At 61.6% G+C, this 20,396-nt stretch carries 17 protein-coding genes and 1 pseudogene; 9 read left to right on the top strand and 9 right to left on the bottom strand.

Going from position 1 to position 20,396, the window contains the following annotated elements:
- Positions 1-207 precede the first annotated feature (207 nt).
- A complete protein-coding gene (locus tag LC343_RS15565; RefSeq protein ID WP_223478114.1) occupies positions 208-1,317 on the top strand; it encodes a cytochrome-c peroxidase in 1,110 nt (369 codons plus the stop codon).
- A gap of 13 nt (positions 1,318-1,330) precedes the next feature.
- Here the strand turns inward: LC343_RS15565 and LC343_RS15560 are convergent, their stop codons facing one another.
- Both LC343_RS15560 and LC343_RS15555 read right to left on the bottom strand, forming a co-directional pair.
- Entirely contained in the window at positions 1,331-1,918 is a 588-nt protein-coding gene (locus LC343_RS15560) for a YdeI/OmpD-associated family protein (protein ID WP_223478065.1), read from the bottom strand.
- A gap of 15 nt (positions 1,919-1,933) precedes the next feature.
- Positions 1,934-2,761 carry a class I SAM-dependent methyltransferase gene (locus tag LC343_RS15555; RefSeq protein WP_223478064.1) on the bottom strand — a complete coding sequence of 276 codons (828 nt, stop codon included), beginning with the start codon at positions 2,759-2,761 and terminating at the stop codon, positions 1,934-1,936.
- A gap of 793 nt (positions 2,762-3,554) precedes the next feature.
- Between LC343_RS15555 and LC343_RS15550 the strand changes: the two genes are divergently transcribed.
- Complete coding sequence (locus LC343_RS15550; RefSeq protein WP_223478063.1) at positions 3,555-6,980, top strand: autotransporter outer membrane beta-barrel domain-containing protein; 3,426 nt, start codon at positions 3,555-3,557, stop codon at positions 6,978-6,980.
- Positions 6,981-7,067: 87 nt separating this feature from the next.
- On the opposite strand, the gene LC343_RS15545 is transcribed toward LC343_RS15550, so the two are convergent.
- A complete protein-coding gene (locus LC343_RS15545; RefSeq protein ID WP_223478062.1) occupies positions 7,068-7,448 on the bottom strand; it encodes a winged helix-turn-helix transcriptional regulator in 381 nt (126 codons plus the stop codon).
- 275 nt (positions 7,449-7,723) lie between these two features.
- Here LC343_RS15545 and LC343_RS15540 point away from each other — a divergent pair, with 275 nt between their 5' ends.
- From LC343_RS15540 to LC343_RS15530, 3 genes are all read left to right on the top strand, one after another.
- Positions 7,724-8,311: an NADPH-dependent FMN reductase gene (locus LC343_RS15540; protein ID WP_223478061.1), complete on the top strand. Its 588-nt coding sequence runs from the start codon at positions 7,724-7,726 to the stop codon at positions 8,309-8,311.
- Between the two features lie 537 nt (positions 8,312-8,848).
- Positions 8,849-9,265, top strand: coding sequence for a hypothetical protein (locus LC343_RS15535; protein WP_223478060.1), 417 nt, complete (start codon positions 8,849-8,851; stop codon positions 9,263-9,265).
- Positions 9,266-9,308: 43 nt separating this feature from the next.
- On the top strand, positions 9,309-9,713 hold the full coding sequence (locus tag LC343_RS15530; RefSeq protein ID WP_223478059.1) for a hypothetical protein: 405 nt from the start codon (positions 9,309-9,311) through the stop codon (positions 9,711-9,713).
- 101 nt (positions 9,714-9,814) lie between these two features.
- On the opposite strand, the gene LC343_RS15525 is transcribed toward LC343_RS15530, so the two are convergent.
- A complete protein-coding gene (locus tag LC343_RS15525) occupies positions 9,815-10,072 on the bottom strand; it encodes a hypothetical protein (RefSeq protein ID WP_223478058.1) in 258 nt (85 codons plus the stop codon).
- Positions 10,073-10,239: 167 nt separating this feature from the next.
- Between LC343_RS15525 and LC343_RS15520 the strand changes: the two genes are divergently transcribed.
- Entirely contained in the window at positions 10,240-10,581 is a 342-nt protein-coding gene (locus LC343_RS15520) for a hypothetical protein (RefSeq protein WP_223478057.1), read from the top strand.
- Between the two features lie 142 nt (positions 10,582-10,723).
- Here the strand turns inward: LC343_RS15520 and LC343_RS15515 are convergent, their stop codons facing one another.
- Positions 10,724-12,178, bottom strand: a complete 1,455-nt coding sequence (locus tag LC343_RS15515) for a TrkH family potassium uptake protein (protein ID WP_223478056.1) — start codon at positions 12,176-12,178, stop codon at positions 10,724-10,726.
- 121 nt (positions 12,179-12,299) lie between these two features.
- On the opposite strand from LC343_RS15515, the gene ilvA reads away from it, so the two are divergent.
- The gene (ilvA, locus tag LC343_RS15510) at positions 12,300-13,553 is read left to right on the top strand and encodes a threonine ammonia-lyase IlvA (protein ID WP_223478055.1); all 1,254 of its coding nucleotides are present in this window, start codon (positions 12,300-12,302) and stop codon (positions 13,551-13,553) included.
- A gap of 3 nt (positions 13,554-13,556) precedes the next feature.
- Here ilvA and LC343_RS15505 read toward each other — a convergent pair whose 3' ends face one another.
- The 3 genes from LC343_RS15505 to LC343_RS15495 form a co-directional block, all read right to left on the bottom strand.
- Positions 13,557-14,726 (bottom strand): AI-2E family transporter, encoded by a 1,170-nt coding sequence (locus tag LC343_RS15505; RefSeq protein WP_223478054.1) that lies wholly within the window; start codon positions 14,724-14,726, stop codon positions 13,557-13,559.
- 95 nt (positions 14,727-14,821) lie between these two features.
- Positions 14,822-15,823 carry an alpha/beta hydrolase gene (locus LC343_RS15500; RefSeq protein WP_223478053.1) on the bottom strand — a complete coding sequence of 334 codons (1,002 nt, stop codon included), beginning with the start codon at positions 15,821-15,823 and terminating at the stop codon, positions 14,822-14,824.
- A gap of 157 nt (positions 15,824-15,980) precedes the next feature.
- A complete protein-coding gene (locus LC343_RS15495; RefSeq protein WP_223478113.1) occupies positions 15,981-17,954 on the bottom strand; it encodes a bifunctional 2',3'-cyclic-nucleotide 2'-phosphodiesterase/3'-nucleotidase in 1,974 nt (657 codons plus the stop codon).
- Between the two features lie 167 nt (positions 17,955-18,121).
- Between LC343_RS15495 and LC343_RS15490 the strand changes: the two genes are divergently transcribed.
- Entirely contained in the window at positions 18,122-18,427 is a 306-nt protein-coding gene (locus tag LC343_RS15490; RefSeq protein WP_223478052.1) for an HlyU family transcriptional regulator, read from the top strand.
- Positions 18,428-18,515: 88 nt separating this feature from the next.
- Positions 18,516-19,790: pseudogene (locus tag LC343_RS15485) on the top strand (3-phosphoshikimate 1-carboxyvinyltransferase); the annotation flags it as partial.
- Here the strand turns inward: LC343_RS15485 and LC343_RS15480 are convergent.
- A complete protein-coding gene (locus tag LC343_RS15480) occupies positions 19,791-20,264 on the bottom strand; it encodes an Lrp/AsnC family transcriptional regulator (RefSeq protein ID WP_223478050.1) in 474 nt (157 codons plus the stop codon).
- Positions 20,265-20,396: the final 132 nt, after the last annotated feature.

Here is a 20,396-nt window from a genome sequence, read left to right as displayed (position 1 = left end):
ACGAAGCTGTTGTTTCGCCTGTGACGTTCGCGTTTCTTGAGTAGCCGTGACTTCTCCGACCCTCGGTTCATTTTTACCGCCGATGCCTCGAAACTTGATCGAGATCAATTGCGTCTCCGAGCGCGCACTCTTAATATGACAAAAATAGTCAAGATAGGAGGCGCGGCCATGCGGCGTGCGGCAGCAGCGATCGGTATTACAGCGGCGATGGCGACGGTTTTCGCCGTCGCGGTATCGGGCCAGTCGCGGGCGACGCCTCCGGTCACGCTGGAGGCGTTAGGCGAGGCGCTGTTCTTCGACACCAATCTCTCGGCCAACCGCACCCAGGCCTGCGCGTCGTGCCACGATCCGAATTTCGGCTTCGCCGATCCGCGCGGTATGGCATCGCCCGGCGATGACGGCGTGTCGCTCGGCGACCGCAACGCGCCGACGGCCGCCTATGCGTCCTTCTCGCCGGAATTTCACAAGAACGCCGATGGCGAATGGATCGGTGGGCAGTTCCTCGACGGGCGCGCCGCGACGCTGGAGGAACAGGCCGGCGGGCCGCCGCTCAATCCGATGGAGATGGGCATGCCCGACGAGGCCTCGGTGGTCGAAAGGCTGCGCGAGAACCCCGATTATGACGCCGCATTTTCCGCGCTGTTCGGCGAGGGCACGCTGGCGGATACCGACAAGGCCTATAACGCGATGACCCGCGCCATCGCGGCCTTCGAACGGACCGATACCTTCGCGCCCTTCGATTCAAGATATGACCGCTTCCTGCGCGGCGAGGAAAAGCTGACCGACAAGGAAGAGCTGGGCCGGTTGCTGTTCTTCTCGCAGCAATTCACCAACTGCAACCAGTGCCACCAGCTGGCGAAAAGCGCCATCGATCCGCGCGAGACCTTTTCCGACTACAAGTTCCACAATATCGGCACGCCCGAGAACACCGCCTTGCGTGCGATGAACGGTTCGGAGCCGGGCACGATCGATGAAGGCCTGCTCGCCAATCCGGGGGTCGACGACCCGGCCATGCGCGGCCGGTTCCGCACGCCGACATTGCGCAATGTCGCCGTCACCGGGCCCTACATGCACAATGGCGTGTTCGAGGATCTGCGCTCGGTCGTCGTGTTCTACAACAAGTACAACACCAAGAACCCGGAGCGGCTGATCAACCCGGAAACGGGCGAACCCTTCGCCGCGCCGGAGGTACCGGAAAACCTGTCGGAGAAGGAACTGACGCACGGCCCGGCGCTCGACGACCAGCGTATCGATGCGCTGGTGGCCTTCCTCAAGACGCTGACCGACAAGCGCTACGAGCACCTTCTGGAGGAATGATCCGCAGAGGCCGTCAGCGGTCGTGCATGCCCTTGCCGGCGAGGATCTTCGCCGCGGCCTTGTCGATGCGCGAGACGCGGGTCTTCGATTGCTTCGGCTGCGAGAAATGCAGCACCCAGCCGCGCTGGCGGCCGGGCGTCAGCGCTTCGAAAGCCGCGCGGAACTCCGGGTCGCCGTCGAGCCGGTCGACCAGTTCTTCGGGATAGTCGAGATCGTCCTTCGGCAGATCGACCTTCAGCCCTGCCTTCTCGTTGGCGATCGCCTCGGCGACATAGGCGCGGATGACAGCTTCCTGTTCGGCGATTTCATCGACGCCATGAAACTTCATAACGCGGGCTGAGCGCGAATTCTCGCCCTGCTGGACGAGGATGCCTTCGGGGTCCTTCGTGAGCGCGCCCTTGAAGAAGCCGAGGCCGCAATAGTCCTTGAATCCCCAGACGATGGCGACATTGCCGCCATGGGCGGTGTAGACCGGCGAGTACCACTTGAATTCCTCGCTCAGCGGCATCTCGCGCAGGATCGCCCTTAGCGCCAGCAATTCCTCGCGCCACGCGCCGTCCTTCGCGTAAAAGGCCTCCACCTTCGCGCTGTCGTTGCTCACAGTCTCCTCCGTCCGTCAGTTCGCCACGCGGGCTGAAACGATCGCGGCCGGGATGGCGACGCGCCAGGGCGACGTCTCTCCACAGGCCTCGATGACCTGTTTGCCGACGAACTCCCGGATCGCCGTCTTGTTCGTCTCCGGCTGCGGCCGCAACAGGGCCGAGCCGCGAACCGTTCCCTCGATGAAATAGTCGTAGGGCGCGCAGGGGTCGTCCACCATCCAGTGGCTGTCGACCGTTTCCAGCTTCACATCGCCAAACCCCGCCTCGCGGAGCGCCGGGCCGGCGACGTCGGGATCGGCATAGTCATGAGCGCCGGGTGCGGGTGGCAGGGACACAGACGGGTCGCCATGCGCCGCGACGGCGGCGAAGACGAAGCCGAAGGCCTGCGATGCGGGCGGTGCCTGCCACACAGAAAACGCGATGCGGCCGCCGGGGCGCAGCACGCGGCGCGCCTCGGCGAAACAATGCGGCGGATGCGGCAGGTGCGGCACGCCGAAGCCGATGGTGATCACGTCGAAGGAGTCGTCGTCGAAGGGCAGGGCAGTGGCGTCGGCCTTCCGGAACGTGCCTTCGGGCACGGATTTGCGCGCCAGCGCCAGCATGGCGGGGGAGAAGTCTATGCCGGTGACGGCGGCGCCCGCATCGGCGAGGCCGCGCGCCACGATGCCGTGTCCGCAGCACAGATCTAGCGCTTGGTCGCCGGGGCTGGCGCGGACCGCGGCCACCATGGCGGGCACGCATTGAAGCGCCGCGTCGGCGAAGGCGCTCGCATAGGCCGAGGCGGTGGCGTCGTCAGACCAGCCCTGCTGCTCGAGTGCGCTGAATGCGCCGAAATCGTCCATGAGCCGCCTCCGACTATCTTCCCTTGCGGAATGATAGATCGGAAGCCGGTGCGCGACAATCGCGGTGCGGACGTTCGAGAAGGTGGACGTTTTCGTGTGAGGTGGTGGCTGTTGGTCCGCCGCAGCTCCAAGGCACTTATGGGGCCTGACTTGCCGAGGGAAACAGCTCGCGGGTCGCGGTGGGAAGTCTCAAGTCGCTGAAGTCGGATGTCCTGGCGGTCGTTCCAGCCCGTGGCGCAGAGTACCCGGGGCGGCTCTGACTTTGCGCGGGACATTTGCGGCGGAGACGTGCTGGTTCGGCAATCGGTCCTGCGGATACGCGGTCTTCTAGCTAACCAATCCGAAGTGACAATTCCGTGACATTTATATTTCCGTTTTGTGAAGACTTACTTTGCTGTTTCTTAACTGCAACAGATTGATTTGGCTTTGTCCAGCGACGCAAAAATCCGTTGATAGACGCCGCGCCGCCTCCTACGAAACTGCCGGGTACTTGAGTGCGAAATATCGCTTTATATCAATTACCTAAGGGAACCTCCTCAACTATCCGAGTGAGGCATCATCAGTGAAAGGGGCAGTCGCTGAGAACCATGAGAGTCACTGACAAGCATTAGCGGTGCGGGTTTTTCCCGTCCCATCCAGCGCCCTGACGCACCGTTCGGGCGGACGGGAGCGGCTTGTCTGAAAGTAAAAATACGGCATCGGCATGAATTCATATGAATTTCTTGCCGTCGAATGCGCGAAACGGGTTCGTTTTGCGCAAACAGATCTGTTTTCTTTTGAGAAGGGCAAATACATGTCAATAAGACTGAAAAAGAACGGACTTTCACTTTCCGTTTCGAGTCTCGCGCTGCTGACTGTCATGTCAGCGTCGGAGGCGATGGCCGATTGCGTCGGCACGCCGGCGGATAACGCCACGATCGCTTGCACGAGCGACGACGCTGACGGGCTGGACGCCACCGGCTTCACCAACCAGACGATCACCACGGCAGGCGGCACATCCGGCGACCGGCTGTCGATCAACGGCATGGTTGTCGATAATGGCAACACGCTGCTGATCGACCGCTACACGGAGCTCGACGCGGACGGAACCGGCGCTTCGGCGAACGGTCTCAACATTGGCGACGGTAACACCGTCGACGCCAATACCGACTCCAATAGCAGCAACTTTTACGTCAAGATCAATTCGGACACGGCAACGGGCTTCGTTCTCGGAAACAACAACCAGGTCGACATCGATAACTATTCGTCGATCTCCGGCTCGGACTACGGGATCGATGCCGGCAACGGCAACACCTTCGCCTTCGGGTCCTATGTCGATCTCGCCGGCGGCGACGCAGGCGCGCGCTTTGGCGACAGCAACGACATCACGTTTTCAAATGTCGCCATCGACGCCGATACGGGCGTGATCATCGGCGACGGCAACACCGCGTTCCTCGCCACGTATCAAGGCACCGCGATCGACTCGCTCTTCCTCGATGCGGGCGACAACAACGATATCGAGATACAGGCGTACAATACGCTGGTGGTGAATGATGGCGACATCGTCCATGCCGGCAACGGCAACACCATCCGGCTCGGTCGCAGTTACCAGGCCCTGAACGGCAGCCTTGTCGTCGCCGGCGATGACACGACCATCGAAGCGAGCGGCCCGAGCGGGTCTTTCGGCGACGTCATTTTCAAGCTGGGCGATAGAGCCACGATAAATGGCGGTTTCATCATAAGCGACGAAGTCGTTGGCGGTGTTTTGGCGAAAGACGATCTCAAGTTCAACGCGACCGCCCGTTTCACCGCGTCTGGCAAGGGCATCGAGGCGGGCGACCGCGCCACGATCGCGATGACTTCCGATACGGACATCGAAGCGGACGATTCGGCTGTTTTCGTCGGGGACGATCTCGAACTGGTTCTCGCCGGCAGACTCCGGTCGAACAACGAACCGACCATCGAGGCCAACGACCGCGCGAAAATCTCCAACTACGGATCGATCTACGGCGGCGACGTTGCCGTCAGCGCGCATGACTATCTCGAATATCACAATTACGGCCTGACGGCCTCGACCATCCAAGCCAACAGCTTCGCCGACATCACGGTCCACGAAGGTTCTCTCGTCTACTCGACGCACGGCTATGCCGGAATCGAGGTCGAGGACGACTCCGTGATCACGGTGAATGGCGTCATCGACGATGGGTACGACCCGGACAATGTCGCCATCAACCCGGTCACCGGCGAAGAAATGACGCTCAACGGGTCGGACGCGAAAGGCGTCGAGGGTGACGACCGGAACACCGTGCGTGTCTCCGGGACGATCAGAACCGGCGACGCTGCGATCGATCTGGACGACGAAAACACGGTCGAGATCCTCGAGACCGGCATGATCTTCTCGAGCAGCACCGCGGTCGATACCGGCGACGACATGATGGTCACCAATTACGGCACGATCGAAGCCGACAACCACGGCATCAAGGCGAAGAAGAACAGCACGGTCTACAACTACGGCGACATTCGCACTGCGGTCGGCGATGGGTTGAAACTCGATAGCACCGGAACGACGGCCTACAACTACGGAACCATCAATTCCGGCGACGAAGGCATCGAGGGCAAGTCCGACTTCGTGCTGGAAAACTACGGCACCGTCATCGCGATCGATGACGCCGTGCAGGCCGACGACAACATGTATGTCCTCAACTACGGCACGCTGGAATCGACCGGCGTGAACACGGAGGAGGATCCGGACATCGCTGGCGACGGCATCGATATCGACTACGGCATTGTCGACAACTACGGCATCATCCGCGCGGCCGGTATCGACCAGGGCGGCATCGACTTCGACGAGCACAAGAATGCCGAGGAATCCACCACGATCTACAACCGCCAGGGCGCGCTCATCCAGGGTGGCTATGGCATCTTTCTCGACCCCGAGGATCGCCGCGACGACGTCAGCCCGAAGACGATCCACAACTGGGGCACGATTGTCGGCACCAGCGGTTCGGCGATCGAACTCGGCGCTGGCGATGACACGCTGATCGTCTATCAGGGCTCGCGCATCTCCGGCACGATCGATCTCGGCGAGACGGCTGTCTATGACTCCGACCTCGGCGCATGGACGGTGATCGAGAGCGAGACGGACAACGACACGTTCAGCTATCAGGCCAGCGGTCCCGCGATCTACGTGTTCGAGAACGCGCTTCCCGAGACGATCATCTCAGCATCGACGCCTTATGTCGTGTCCGGCTATTCCGTGATCTTCATGGACGCGGGGGAAACTATTGTCGCGGACCAGGCCATGGTCAACGTGATCGGCGATATCGGCTCGACCCTGTCGAGCCGCATGGAAGAACGCTTCGGCAATCGCGCGCAGGGCGACGCCGAGGCCAGCATGCCGCCCATGTGGCTGGCAGCGCTGGGCGGATACTCGCATGCCGACCGCTCCAGCGGGACGGCCGCTCACAACCATGCCTATGGCGGCGTTATCGGCGGTGTCGACGGCTTTGAAGTCGGCGGGTTCCAGGGGGGCGTCACCTTCGGCGCGACCCATGGCGCGCTCGATTTCGGGTCCTCGATGCGTGTCAATGCCACCACCGTATTCGGTGGATTGTACGGTGCGAACCAGCTCGGCGAAATCGGGCGGCTCGAACTGTCGATGCTCGGCGGTGTCGGTTTCAACAACAGCACACGCGACTTCGCGACCAACCTGGCGGAAAACGGCGCGACGCGGCTGACAGCCGACTACACGACCGGCTTTGTCAGCCCGGAGGCGGCGATCACCGTCGATCTGGCGGAGATGGACGATACGATCGTCACGGCGCGTCCGTCGGTGCGCTATATCGGGCTGTTCTCGAGCGCCATCGAGGAAGCCGGGCAGGGCGCGGTCTGGTCGACCGGTGCACGGTCCACGCATATCGTCGAAGGGCGCCTGGCGCTGAGCGGCGAGAGGACTTTCGCCGCGGATGACGGAGCGATCATGAAGATCGGCGCATCGGGCGGCGTCGTCGCGCAGTCTGCGAGCGGCGACGACACAGACCTGTCCTTCTCGATGTTCAACCAGAGCGGATCAACGACGCTTGCCAATGCGGGCGAAACGCGCGTCGGTGGCTTCGGGGGCGTCAAGATGAGCCGCGAGCTTGCCGGCGGCGGCCGGATGTTCGGCGAAGTCGAGGGAACGATGTTTGACGGAAGCGACTACAGCGTCTCCGGCAAGGTCGGCCTGGAAATGGGCTTCTAACGGTCCCGACAAAAAACGGGTCCCGGCGCCGAGCCGGGACCCACCTTTTCCTACGGGCTGTTGCAGCATTTGCCCTTGAATATCTTCTCAGACAGTCTCCGCCTTCATCTCGTAACGCGCCTGCGCCTCGGCCACCTTGTCCTCGTTTTCCACCGCCCAGACGCCCAGCGCATGGATCGGTTCGAGCAGCGATTCGCCGAGTTCGGTCAGCTGGTAGTCGACGCGCGGCGGGATCGAGGGCGTCACGGTGCGGTTGACGATTCCGTTGCGTTCAAGATCCCGCAACACACTGGTCAACACTTTCTGGCTTATCGTGCCGATTTCGCGCTTCAGTTCGGAGAAGCGCTTGGGGCGTTCCGACAGGCGGATAAGTACCAAAACCACCCATTTCGAGCCAATTGAGGCCAATAACTCGCCCACCGGCCGGCAGACAGAGCCGATTTCATTTATGTGACTTGGTTTCTTCATGGTGACCCGGTTGCGAAAAGGTGCCGTCTTGTGCGGCGCGGTATGGGGTTTACATAAGGCCTCGGTATCAAAAAGCCACTGCGGTATCAAATCAATACCCGGTATCTTTTTCCTACCGTTACGTCATCTACGGATGCAGCACCGCGACGGAACCGGGCCCGCAAGTGCCCGTTGCCGAAATGGGAGCGCTTCGTCCGGCGGTGGCCGAACAGAGATTCACCGATGGCGCCACGTCAGGATGCGACGCCAGTAAAGCAATATTCAGGAGACAGAAAATGTCACTCAAGCTCAACGTGATCGTCACCTCCATCCGCCCCGGCCGCATCGGGCCCAAGATCGGCAAGTGGATGGCTGATTTCGCCAAGGAAAATTCCGATTTCGAGGTCGAGCTGGTCGATCTCGCCGATTTCGAACTGCCGCTGTTCGACGAGCCGAAGCATCCGATGATGCAGGACTACGCCCATGAGCACACCAAGCGCTGGAGCGAAGTGAACGCCAAGGCCGATGCCTTCGTCTTCGTCTCGCCGGAATACGACTATTTCCCGGCCGCCTCGACCGTCAACGCGATCCAGACGCTGCACAAGGAATGGAACAAGAAGCCGGCCGGCCTCGTCGGTTACGGCGGCGTTTCGGGTGGCACGCGCGCCATGCAGTCCACCAAGATCCTGATGAACACCGTGCAGCTGATGCCGCTGCCGCAGGAAGTGCCGATCCCGTTCGTCTTCAACTTCATCGGCGAAGACGGCACCTTCGCCCCGGCGCCGGAAGTGGTGCAGGGCGCGACCGGCATGCTCGCCGAGCTGAAGGTCTGGGCCGAAACGCTGAAGCCGGCCCGCGCCGAACAGGTGAAGAAGGCGGCCTGATTTCAGGGCTGGTTGATTTGGTCAGAGCGCTCCGCTCCCGAAAGGGGGCGGGGCGTTTTTGTGTTTTGGTTGGATAGATTTTTGCCAGGGTATCTCGTGCCGATCTTTAGTACCTAGCTGATTTGCTCAAACAATTACTTTTCGGCGAATCCATTTCGGCAATCCTACTTAGTGAACTTATCCGCCGATCGCCATTCGCACGTACGCTGAGTCCGATGAGCCATCGGAGCGGCAAAAGTGCAGGACCATCATCAAACCAAGCCTCTGAAATCCATAAGGCAGAAGCTAGTTGGGCTAGGGCTTGAAGCTGCGGCAATTCGGTTGGCGCTAGCGCTGAAATACAATCCTTACTGGTAGAAACAGCCGCGCGTACCTAGAGGCCATCCGGATGGCGGCCAATGGACAGATGGCGGTGCCACGCAGGTGGCGAGCTTAGGGCCAGTTATCCTGCCTGTACTTAAGGAAGGCGGGAAAATCGCGTTGCGAGTCGCCTCCCAAAGAGCGCGGCCTTATCTCATGCGGTTGCCGAAATATTGGATGTCTGAGGAGCTCTTTCCGTCCAAGGAGGAGTTTGATTTTGAAACAGGAAGAATTGGTTTCCCAAGTAATCGTCGACCTGATCTCGATTTAGTTTGGTACGAGAATTTTGCGGAAGCAAAGCGGTTTCTAGGTCCCGCAGGTGACGGAATGGAGTGGCGTCATACCGTCGAGCAAAGGACTGCGAAATATGGTCTCTTCCCGATTGAATTCGTAAACTCCACCGATAACTTGATCGCTTTGCCGGTCGAAGTCCATCGATGCGTTACCACGCGGATGCAAAGCAGATTTCTTAGGGTTGGTCCGAGGCTCAGATATGTTGTCGAGCCTGAATCTTTTTCATTTCAATACAATTTTGGGGTTGATCTAATAAAGATATGTTTGAGGGAATTTGGATATGATCCAGCGGCCTACTGAAAAAGATACTCGAAAAAACATAGATCGACTGATCGATGCGCAAATGCGCTGGGACACCGCAACGCGTCACGACGACGAGACCGCAATCGAGCGGTACGCGGAAACAGGCGTCGCGCTGATTGGAGAGTTGACGCAATCGGCCGCGGGCAAGACCGCCCTCGAAGGATTGTTGTTCGACGCTTCGCCGGGACTGCGGTTGGCCGCGGCGACCGCGGTCATCCAATGGGACCCTGATCGCGCCGTTCCGGTGCTTGCGCGTCTCATGTACGAAGATTTCATGTCGAATGCGGCGCCCTGGGCGGATGCCGGCTTCAGAATGCACGCGCGCATCGGGCTCCTGCAACACTTCGGATTGAGCGATTTCCCGGCCTTGCCGGGCCGTCTCGCCGACATGGGCATCGAAATACCGGACTGGCTGGCGCGTGAGCTGAGGCGCGAGACGGAATAGCGGGCATTTCGCGACCGTTTAGGGCAACGTCGCAGATTGCCGCTGATATATCCGGGTTGTTTCGGTCCGGATCGCGATGGAGGTCTGCGGCACAACGTTCGCTACCGCAACCGCATCGGCCGCCACACCACGATGTCCGGTCGCCGGTCCCGGTCATATTCGCTGGCCTTTACCGAACAGTCCTTCACCCCACATTCGCCGCAGCGAAAGGGCAGGGCCTCGATCTCCCGCACGGGATTGACGAACTGCACCACGTCGCTCGCCATGAAGCGCGCGACATGGCCGCAGCCCCGGCAAGTGACGGCCAGGATCATCCCGTGACGGGCGGCTTGTCTGATCGTGCGAATGGGGCCTGCCATGGCCTTGTTTATCGAACATAACGTGAACAATCGCAATGGGCCGTAGCGCCCGAAACCGGCATCGAACCGAAACCTGGCGGCTCCCGATTTTGCTGGAACCCTCCGTCGCCTTGCGCATTTACGTTGGGTAAGCTTGTATTTACGCAAGGTAATCATGGGGGTGCTTAGTGGAACTGATTGAGATCGCAGCGCTGTCCGCCGCGAAAATGAAACCGTTCGGGTTGAGCCCGGACGCGTATCTGGAATTTCCGCCCAAGATCGTCACGGCAGAAGAATTGCCGCAGGCCTATATCGAGACGCCCGTGCGCCATGTCGAGGTTCTGGCGGAGTGCGCCGGATGCTCGCGACCCGTCATCTGCATCGCGATGGTGATCGACAACACGATCCGGCTGCATGACGAGGGCGAACACCTGCCGCCGTACAAAGTGGATTGCGTCAGGTCGGCGCCGCTCAAGATGTCCGTCTTTCGCAAGCTCGTTTTCCGTGGGGTGGAAACGCGCGCGAATTAGCGCAATTCAGGTCTAAGTTGAAACAGCTGCATCGCAAAGCACGATCGAGCCAAAGGCGAGAGGCAGCGCATATCGGTTCCGTTGCAGGCTGAAATGCATTGAAGGGGACAGCCCGGTCCCATGCGGCGGCGATGGCGCGCAGTTACTCGCGCCAGAATGCCGGCGCGGCGAGCACCAGAACGGTGAAGATTTCCAGGCGGCCGAGCAGCATTGCAAAGGACAGGATCCATTTCGCCGGCTCGGAGAGCGGAGCGAAATTGCCCGCGGGGCCGATCACCTCGCCGAGGCCCGGACCGACATTGGCGAGCGCGGTCAGGATGCCCGACAGCGCGGTCAGGAAATCCGTGCCGGTCAGCGTCAGCGCGACGGTCAACAGGCTCCACATCAGGATGAAGGCGGTGAAATAGAGCAGCACGACTTCCAGCGTGTCCTCGCCGACGACGTCCTTGCCGGAATGGACGCTCTGGACGGCGTGCGGATAGATGAAGCGGTCGAGGGCGCGGCGCATGATCCCGTAGAGGGCGATCCAGCGATAGGTCTTCACGCCGCCCGCCGTCGAGCCGGAACAGCCGCCCAGAAAGGTCGCCATGAAGACCAGCGCGATGGCGAAAGGCCCCCATTGCAGGTAGTCGGCATTGGCATAGCCGGTCGTCGTCACCAGCGAGACGATGTTGAAGATCGCATGCTCGATGCCGAGGCCCAGTTCCTCGGTGTGGGTGACGTCGAGATAGATGGCGAGCACGATGCCGAGGCCGAGCGTGTAGCACAGCATGACGATGACCTGATTGTCGCGGAACATGTCGATGCGTCCGCGCAGCATCAGCACCACCAGCGCGGTGAACGGCGTCGCGCCGATCAGCATGAAGACGATCGCCACCCATTGGGTGGACAGGTTCTCGAAATAACCGAACGAGGCGTCGTGGGTGGAGTAGCCGCCGGTGGAGACTGTGGTCATGGCGTGGTTGATCGCGTCGAAACCGGTCATGCCGGTCATCGCGTAAAGCGTCGCGCAAATGAACGTCGAGGCCATGTAGATGCCGATGATCGAGACCGCGAAGGTCGTCATGCGCGAGAATGGCCGGTCGTAGCGGTCGGAGCTTTCCAGCTTGAAGACGGAGCTTCCGCCGATCTTCAGATAGGGCAGGATGAACAGGCCCAGGCCGATCACGCCGAGCCCGCCGACCCATTGCAGCATCGAGCGCCACAGCAAAAGTCCGGGCGGCAGGCCGTCGAGCCCGGTAATGACGGTGGAGCCGGTCGTCGTGATGCCCGACATCGATTCGAAGAAGGCGTCGGCCAGCGAGAGTTGCAGCGACGATTCCACGAAGGGCACCGCGCCGGCCACCGCGAAGGTCAGCCACAGAAGGTTGACCAGCAGGAAGGCGAAGCGGGTCGAATAGGTCGGACGGATGCCGCGCGTCGCCGCCGCGACGATGGTCGCCAGCGCCGCGATCACCGCGCAGGAGATCGCGAAGACGATCCAGTCGGGATTGCCGTAATAGAGATCGACCAGCGCCGGAATCAGCATCAGCGCGGCGAGCCAGGTCGCGAATACGGCGCTGACATGCATTGCCGCGCGCAGATTTCTGCCTTTCATGGCGTCTCCCGCCGTCTTGCCCGTCACGGACGCACTGGCCAAACCGGCAGCGGGCCTATAGACCGGCTGTCGATCGAGCGCCACCTGAATATCGCAGGACGTGCAAGTTGGAATAGCCCCCATGAGCGAGTTTACTGCCGCCGTCGCCGAGGCCGCACGGGCCATGCGCGACCTCTTTCCCGAAACGCCGCTGCAGGAAAATGTCTTCCTGTCGCAGAAATATGGCTGCCGGGTGTTCCTCAAGCGCGAGGACCTGTCGCCGGTTCGGTCCTACAAGATCCGCGGCGCATTCAACTTCATCCGCAAGCGTCTCGCCGAAGGGGCGGAGGGGCCGTTCGTCTGCGCGTCGGCCGGCAATCACGCGCAGGGGCTGGCCTTCGTCTGCCGCCACTTCGGCAAGCAGGGCGTGATCTTCATGCCGGTCACCACGCCGCAGCAGAAGATCGCCAAGACGCGGGCCTTCGGCGGCGACAATATCGAGATCAGGCTCATCGGCGACTATTTCGACGACTGCAACCGCGCGGCGCTGGACTATGCGCAGGCCGAGGGCGCGGTGATGGTGCCGCCTTTCGACGATGACGACATCATCGAGGGACAGGCCTCGGTCGCTCTCGAGGCGCTGGAGCAGGCGCCGGAAGGCGTTGTCTTCGACCGCGTGATGGCCGCGGTCGGCGGCGGCGGACTGTCGAGCGGGCTGACGCGCTATTTCGACGATATGGGCGAAAAGGCGGAATTCACGCTGGTCGAGCCGGCCGGCGCACCGAGCCTGCGCAAGAGCCTGGAAAAGGGCGAGCGCGTGAAGCTGCAGGGCTTCGACAATTTCGTCGATGGCGCGGCGGTGGGGCAGGTCGGCGCGCGACCCTTCGAGGTCCTCAAGCGTTACCGTGCGAACCAGGTGACGCTGGTTCCCGAGGACCGGCTTTGTACGACCATCATCGAGATGCTGAATGTCGAGGGCGTCGTGCTGGAACCGGCCGGCGCGCTGACCGTCGATGCGCTCAAGGATATTCCGGAACGCGAGCGGGCCGGCAAGACGATCCTGTGCATCGCGTCGGGCGGCAATTTCGATTTCGAGCGGCTCGCCGAGGTCAAGGAGCGGGCGCTGCGCGCCGAGGGGCTGAAGAAATATTTCGTCGTGCGCATGCCGCAGCGACCCGGCGCGCTGAAGGATTTTCTTGACCTGCTTGGCCCGGACGACGACATCACCCGGTTCGAGTATCTGAAGAAATCCGCGCGCAATTTCGGCTCGGTGCTGATCGGCATCGAGACGCGCAATCCCGCCAATTTCGCGGGGCTGATGGCGCGCATGACCGATTCCGGCATGACCTGGCAGGATATTGGCGAGAGCGACCTGATGGGCGGATTGCTGGTCTGACGGTCAGGCCGCGTCGTCGGCTGTTTCCGCCGCATCCGCGGCTTCGGCTTCATCGAGTGACGGAATGAGCTGCGCCCGTCGTCGCCCGCCGGAATTGACCGACATGTGGCGTTGAGGCGGTATCTTGCCGGAGCGCGACAGCAGGATGGCGACCGGGCGCGTGCCCTCGAATTCGGAGAAGATGATGACGAGGATGGCCGTGACCGGGACCGCGAGCAGCGCGCCGGAGATGCCCCAGACCGAACCCCAGGCCGTGACGGAAATCAGGATGACGAAGGGGCTGAGATTGAGCGAGCGGCCCATCAGGGTCGGCTCCAGGAAACTGCCGACGAAGATCTGGCAGACGGTCAGGCCGAGGAAACAGGTCGCGATCATCGACCAGTCGCCTTCGAACTGAACGATGGCGATCGCCGTCGGGGCCAGCACGCCGGCCATGGAGCCGATATAGGGGATATAGTTCAGGAGCGCGATCAGCACGCCCCAGAAGGCCGCGAAGTCCAGCCCGATCAGGATCATCACGAGATAGGAGATCAGGCCGAGTACGAGGTTCACGAATGTCTTGGCGGCGAGATAGTCGCCGATGCGGTCGTTTATCGTGTCGACGATCTGGCCGATCAGGGCGCTGTCGTCGGGATCGGAGGCCAGGCGCGAGAGTTTGCGCGCAAAGATGCGGCGCTCGGCCAGCGCGAAGCCGGTATAGACCGTGATGACGAAGACCGATCCGAGTAGCACGGAGATGGAGGTCACCGTCGAGCCGATCAGCGATTGCAGGCGGATTTCGCCGAAGACGTCGCGACGGATCGTGGCCCATGTCGGCTCGGTCTCGAAGCCGAACTGCACCGCAAGCCCCTGGATGATGCGCAGCAGTGACGCCTGGTATTGCGGCACCAGCGCGATGACCTGGTTGATGTTCTGGATGATCAGAAGGACGAAGCCGGTAATGATGAAGCCGATCGCCACGAGCGAGATGATGAACCGGACAGGGCCGGGCATCAATTTGCCGATGACCGGGAGAAATTCCATCCGGCGTGCGAGCGCGACGACGATATAGGTCAGTATCACGCTGGCGATGACGGGAACGAAAACGTTCTGGCCAATATACAGGATCCAGCCGATCATGATCGCCAGCGCCATGCCGTAGACGAGGTTCCGGAAGCGATCGTGGGCCTGCATAGTGCTCCGCTTTTCGATTAGCCGATTGCCATTGTGGTGATTGCGGCGAACTTTTCAACCGCATTGCACGCGATCATGTTGCGGTGCACCGCGCTTCAAAGCGACCGCGCGAACTCCACGATCGCCGTGGCGACGGTCTCATTGTTGGATGGCGAGAGAATATCGCCGGCGACCACATGATTGTAGGGGTCGTCGGTCGCTTCCAGTTCCAGGACCGTCACGGGGCCGCCCCAGCGATCGGCGATTTCGGCGGTTACCGTCTCGTCGACCACGCCGTCATCCGGATGGTAGACGAAGAGCGCCGGGATCGTGAATTGCTCGAAGGGCAGGGCGCCGGCGCGGTTGACCATCGCTGCCATCGGCATCAGCGCGCTCGTTGGATAGCGCGTCGTCCAGTTTCGGCCATGCTCTTCGTTTTGGGCGTCGAAGCCGCGCTCCGCGCCGATAACGATGCGGGCGATCGTGTCGCCGAAGGGCCATGTGAGCAGTCCGGAGCCGGCGGCGCGGATCTTGAAATTGGGCGAGACCAGCACGAATCCGGCGATGCGGTTTTTGAATTCCGGCAGGTTCGCCGCCAGGACGGCGAGCGACGCGCCTGTCGATGTGGCGACGATGACGACCTTTTCGCCGATCCTCTCGCCGATGGCGACGGCCTCGGCCATATCCTGGATCCAGTCATTGACGGAGGGCTCGGCCATCGCGTCGCCGTCGCGACCGTGGCCGGCGAGGCGGGCGTAATAGAGGTTCGCGCCGAGTTCCGCTGCGGCCATGTCCGGGACAGGCCGCAACTCGCCCTTCGCGGCGGAGAAGCCATGCAGATAGACGATCGATACGGGCGTCTTGGCACGCGATTCAGGATAGGCCCAGATGATTTCCTTTGTCGCATTTTCCCGCAGGTCGGGGACATTGCCTTCCTGTTCGGCAAGCCATGTATCTACGTCGCTTCCGATCGTCGCCGGATCGAAACGAACGGAAAGGTCGACCGGCGTGCGTGGCCCGAAAACCCATGCCATCGCTAACGCGACGAGGATGAGAAGGAGGATGATGAGCACGGTTCTGATCCGCGAGCGGCCCTTCCGGGGTTTGTCTTCGGCCATGTGTTTCCGCCCATGATACGGGCGCGTTCGAACTTGCCCGTCGATTTTTGACGTATTCGTAAAGGTCAACCGAGGCGTTGGCAATTGGCGAAAAGAACGGGCCGCCGGTTGAAACCGGCGGCCCGAAGACCGTTCGAACCGTGATGGGGGGCGGACGTCAGAGCGTGATGCGGAATTTCGCGAAGCCGCCTTCGCCATCGCCGGCGGGCTCGATTTTCACGCCCTTCACGTCTCCGGCATATTGCGCGCCTTTCGGCCCGGTTTCGAAAATCACCGTGGCGCCTTCGACCGGGGCAAAGGTCCAGTTGGCGTCCGCCGATGGATTGATGGTGCCCTGATCGACGATGTAGCGGACGATGACGTCGCGGTTGGTGTCCGGTGCGGACAGGATGACCACGTCATTGTTGATGCCCGGGAAATTGCCGCCACCACCGGCGCGGTAGTTGTTGGTCGCAACGACGAATTTCTGCGCCGGATCGATCGGCTTGCCGTCGAACATCAGGTCGACGATACGGCTGGATTCGGCATTGGCGATCTCGCCCTTGGAGGTGTATTTCGCCGGTTTCGACAGGTCGATCTTGTAGGTGACGCCGTCGATCACGTCGAAATTGTAGGACGGGAAGTCCGGGTTCATCAGCGGCTGGTCGGCCTTGCCCGGCTCGACCTGATTGAAGATGCCGGCCGACATTTCCAGCCATTCCTTCACAGTGGCGCCGTCGATGGCGACTGCACGCACGGTGTTCGGATAGAGGTAGAGGTCGGCGACATTCTTGATGGCAACGGAACCGGCCGGGACGTCTGTGTAGTATTCCGGTCCGCCGCGTCCGCCGGCCTTGAAGGGCGCAGCTGCTGAGAGCACCGGCAGATCGCCATATTCGCCGTCCTTGAGCAGGTCCGAAACGTACCAGATCTGCGCCTGACTGACGATCTGGACCGACGGGTCATCGGCAACGAGCGCGAAATAGGAATAGAGCGGCGCGGAGGTCTCGCCGACCGGTGTGCGTACGTAGGCGAGCGTGCTTTCATGCTCGTCGATGACCGCTTCCTCGACCGCCGGCAGGTTTTGGACCAGCGCGGTGACGGACCGATCCTCGTTGCGTTTGGAGATCGGCCGCGTCTCGACGGTGGAGTCGATCACCTTCCAAGAGTTGCCGTCGCGCTCGATCATCAGGTCGATCAGGCCCATATGGGAGCCCCAGAAGCCGCCTTGCACGGCGGGCTTGCCCATCAGCGTGCCCTTGACGTTGTCAACGCCCTTTATGCCGTCGAAATCGCCCGGGAAGACGCGGTGCTGGTGACCGGTGAACACGGCGTCGATACCATCGACACCCGCAAGAAAGAGCGAGGCGTTTTCCATCATCTCGGTCTGAACGCCGTCGATGCCGGAGTGGGAGAGGGCGATCACGATATCGGCGCCGTCCTCCTTCATTTGCGGAACCCATGCTTTCGCCGTCTCGACGATATCGCGGGTCATGACATTGCCGACGAGATGGCGCGAATCCCACGTCATGATCTGCGGCGGGACGAAACCTATGAAGCCGACGCGCACAGTCTGCTCCTCGCCGGCGCCGTCGGTCACGGTCTTGTCGAGGATGACATAGGGTTTCAGGTAGAGCTTGTCGTCGCGCGGATTGGCGGCGAGTTCGGTTCCGTTGACCAGATTGGCGCAGACGATCGGGTAGTTGGCGCCGGAATTGACCTTGTCCATGAAGGACAGGCCGTAATTGAATTCGTGGTTGCCGAGCGTGCCGCAATCATAGCCGAGAACGTTCATCGCCTCGATGACCGGGTGGACCACGTCGCCATCCATGCCGCGTTCGTAGGCGATCCAGTCGCCCATCGGGTTGCCCTGCAGATAGTCGCCATTGTCGATGAGCATCGTGTTGGTCGCTTCCTTGCGGAAACCGTCGATGATCGAGGCAGTGCGGGCGAGGCCCATCGTGTCGTTGGGGCGATCGGCATAGTAGTCGTAGGGCAGGACCGCGACGTGGATATCCGTCGTTTCCATGATGCGCAGATGCGCCTGGTTGGCCTGGGCACGCGCCGCAAACGGATGGAGGGCGATCAGCGCGCCGGTTGCCGCCGTTCCGGCGAGCAGCGACCTTCGCGTAATCGGATGCAGTGCAGACATGGGATTAATATGGGACATCATCGTTCTCCACCTGTAGGAACAAACCGCGGGCACCCAACCCGTATTTGATTGCAGTCTCATTGCAGATCGGTGTCAAGCGCGTGACATGGGCGACAATTGACAGGTCGGACGGGGCGACCCATGGTTAAGTCATCAGGAGGTACGAAATGGCGGGATTTCTGAAACGGTTGTTCGGCGCGCCGGCCAATGAGAACTCGCCGCCATCCGGCGATCCGGACGAGGTCTACAAGGACGTCGAACTCTTCGCGCAGCCGGTCAAGGAAGGCGGCCAGTGGCGTGTTGCAGGCGCTCTGCGCAAGCAGGTCGGCGAGCAGAAGGTCGAACGGAAGTTCGTGCGGGCCGACCTGTTGCCCGACGAGGATTCAGCGAAGACCGCCGCGCTCGGCAAGGCGAAGCTGATCGTCGACCAGAACGGCGACAGCCTTTGGAGTGGCGAAGACCGAATGGTCTAGGCCCACAGGGCACTCCGCCGACTTGACGGGGTGCGGGCGGAGCCGTAGTCAGATTTTCACATTGAAAACCATCCGGATACAGTAAGCCATGCCGGTAAACCGATATCTCGCGGCCCCGGCGCTGACGATCGTTCCTCCCGAGCGCGCGCTCGCAGGGGCGGTGACGCCGCCCGGTTCGAAATCGATCACGAACCGCGCCTTGTTGCTTGCTGCCCTCGCCAAGGGGCAGAGCCGGATCACCGGTGCGCTGAAAAGCGACGACACGATTTTGATGGCGAAGGCACTGCGCGCCATGGGCGTTTCGGTCGAGGAGCCGGACGCGACGAGTTTCGTGATCGACAGCAAGGCCAGCCTGAGCGCGCCGGACGCGCCGCTGTTCCTCGGCAATGCCGGGACGGCCACGCGGTTCCTGACGGCCGCGGCCGCCGCCGTCGAGGGAACCGTTGTCGTCGATGGCGACAAGCATATGCGCAAGCGTCCGATCGGTCCGCTTGTCGTGGCGCTGCGGTCCATGGGCATCGATGCGGAATCCATCGGGGGATACCCGCCGGTAACGGTGCGTGGCCATGGCGGTTTTGCCGGTGGACGCGTTGAAATCGATGGCGGGCTTTCGAGCCAGTACGTGTCGGCGGTGCTGATGGTCGCCCCGTTGGCGGAAGGTCCGGTCGAGATCGCGCTGACCGGACCGCAGATCGGGGCGCGGGGTTATGTCGACCTGACGCTCGCGACGATGCGGGCATTCGGCGCTTCGGTCACGCAGCGCGGCGCCGCCGAGTGGCTGGTCGAACCAGGCGCCTACCGGCCGATCGACTACCGCATCGAGCCGGACGCCTCTGCAGCCACCTATTTGTGGGCGATCGAAGTTCTCACCGATGGCGAGATCGATCTCGGTGTCGCCGCCGGAGATTTCACCCAGCCCGACGCCCATGCGCGCGAGATCATCGCCCGGTTTCCGAAAATGCCTGCCGTGATCGAAGGATCGCAGATGCAGGACGCCGTGCCGACGCTGGCCGTGTTGGCCGCTTTCAACGATGGTCCCGTCCGGTTCACTGGTATCGCAAATCTCCGGGTCAAGGAATGCGACCGGATCGCGGCGCTTCGCCAGGGGCTCAACCGGATCCGCCCGGGGTTGGCGTCGGAAGAGGAAGACGATCTGATCGTCTACGGCAATCCGAAGCTCGCCGGGATGACCGTTGATGCGCGGATCGACAGCCATGCCGATCACCGGATCGCCATGAGCTTCGCGCTGGCAGGGCTGAAAACGAGCGGCATAACCATTCTCGATCCCGGCTGTGTGGCCAAGACCTTTCCGGCTTATTGGGATACGCTGGAAGCGCTCGGTGTGGAGATGCGGGAAGTTGATCTAAACAATGGCCGGGTCGATGCCGACATTCGGCCGGTCGATGATCTCCCTCAGGGCGAATGACGAGTTGATCTTGACCACATGCGGCAGGGCGGACAGCCAGTCGCGGTGGATGCGCTCGTAGTCGGCGAGATCCTTTGCCGCGACGCGCAGGACATAGTCGTATTCGCCACTCATCAGGTAGCAGACGAGGACGTTCGGGCAGCGCTTGATTGCCTCCTCGAACTCGCGCAGCGTCTTCTGGAACTGACCGGACAGCGATATATGCACGATCACGGTCAGGCTGTAGCCGAGCGCGCGGTTGGAAACGCGGGCATGATAGCCGCGGATCGTTCCGGATTTTTCCAGATTGTCGAGCCGGCGCGAGCATGCGGAAGGCGACAGGCCGACCCTCTCGGCAAGCGCGGCGTTGGACATGCGTCCATCGGCCTGCAGGGCCGACAAGATCGCGAGATCAATCGAATCGTGTTCCATGTGTGCAATGTTTCATCGTTTTTTGGGTCTTGTGCGCAAGAATACACGAAAATCAGGCCTGGGACACCTGCAGATTGCAAGGACATTCGAGACCTTTTCGGTAATTCTTTTCCCTGAGGAATTCTCGAACCA

Origin of the sequence: Oricola indica (assembly GCF_019966595.1) — a bacterium.
In the GTDB taxonomy this organism is placed as follows: domain Bacteria; phylum Pseudomonadota; class Alphaproteobacteria; order Rhizobiales; family Rhizobiaceae; genus Oricola; species Oricola indica.
Note: the sequence above shows the minus strand (reverse complement) of the source record. Positions and strands in the feature narration are given on the sequence as shown.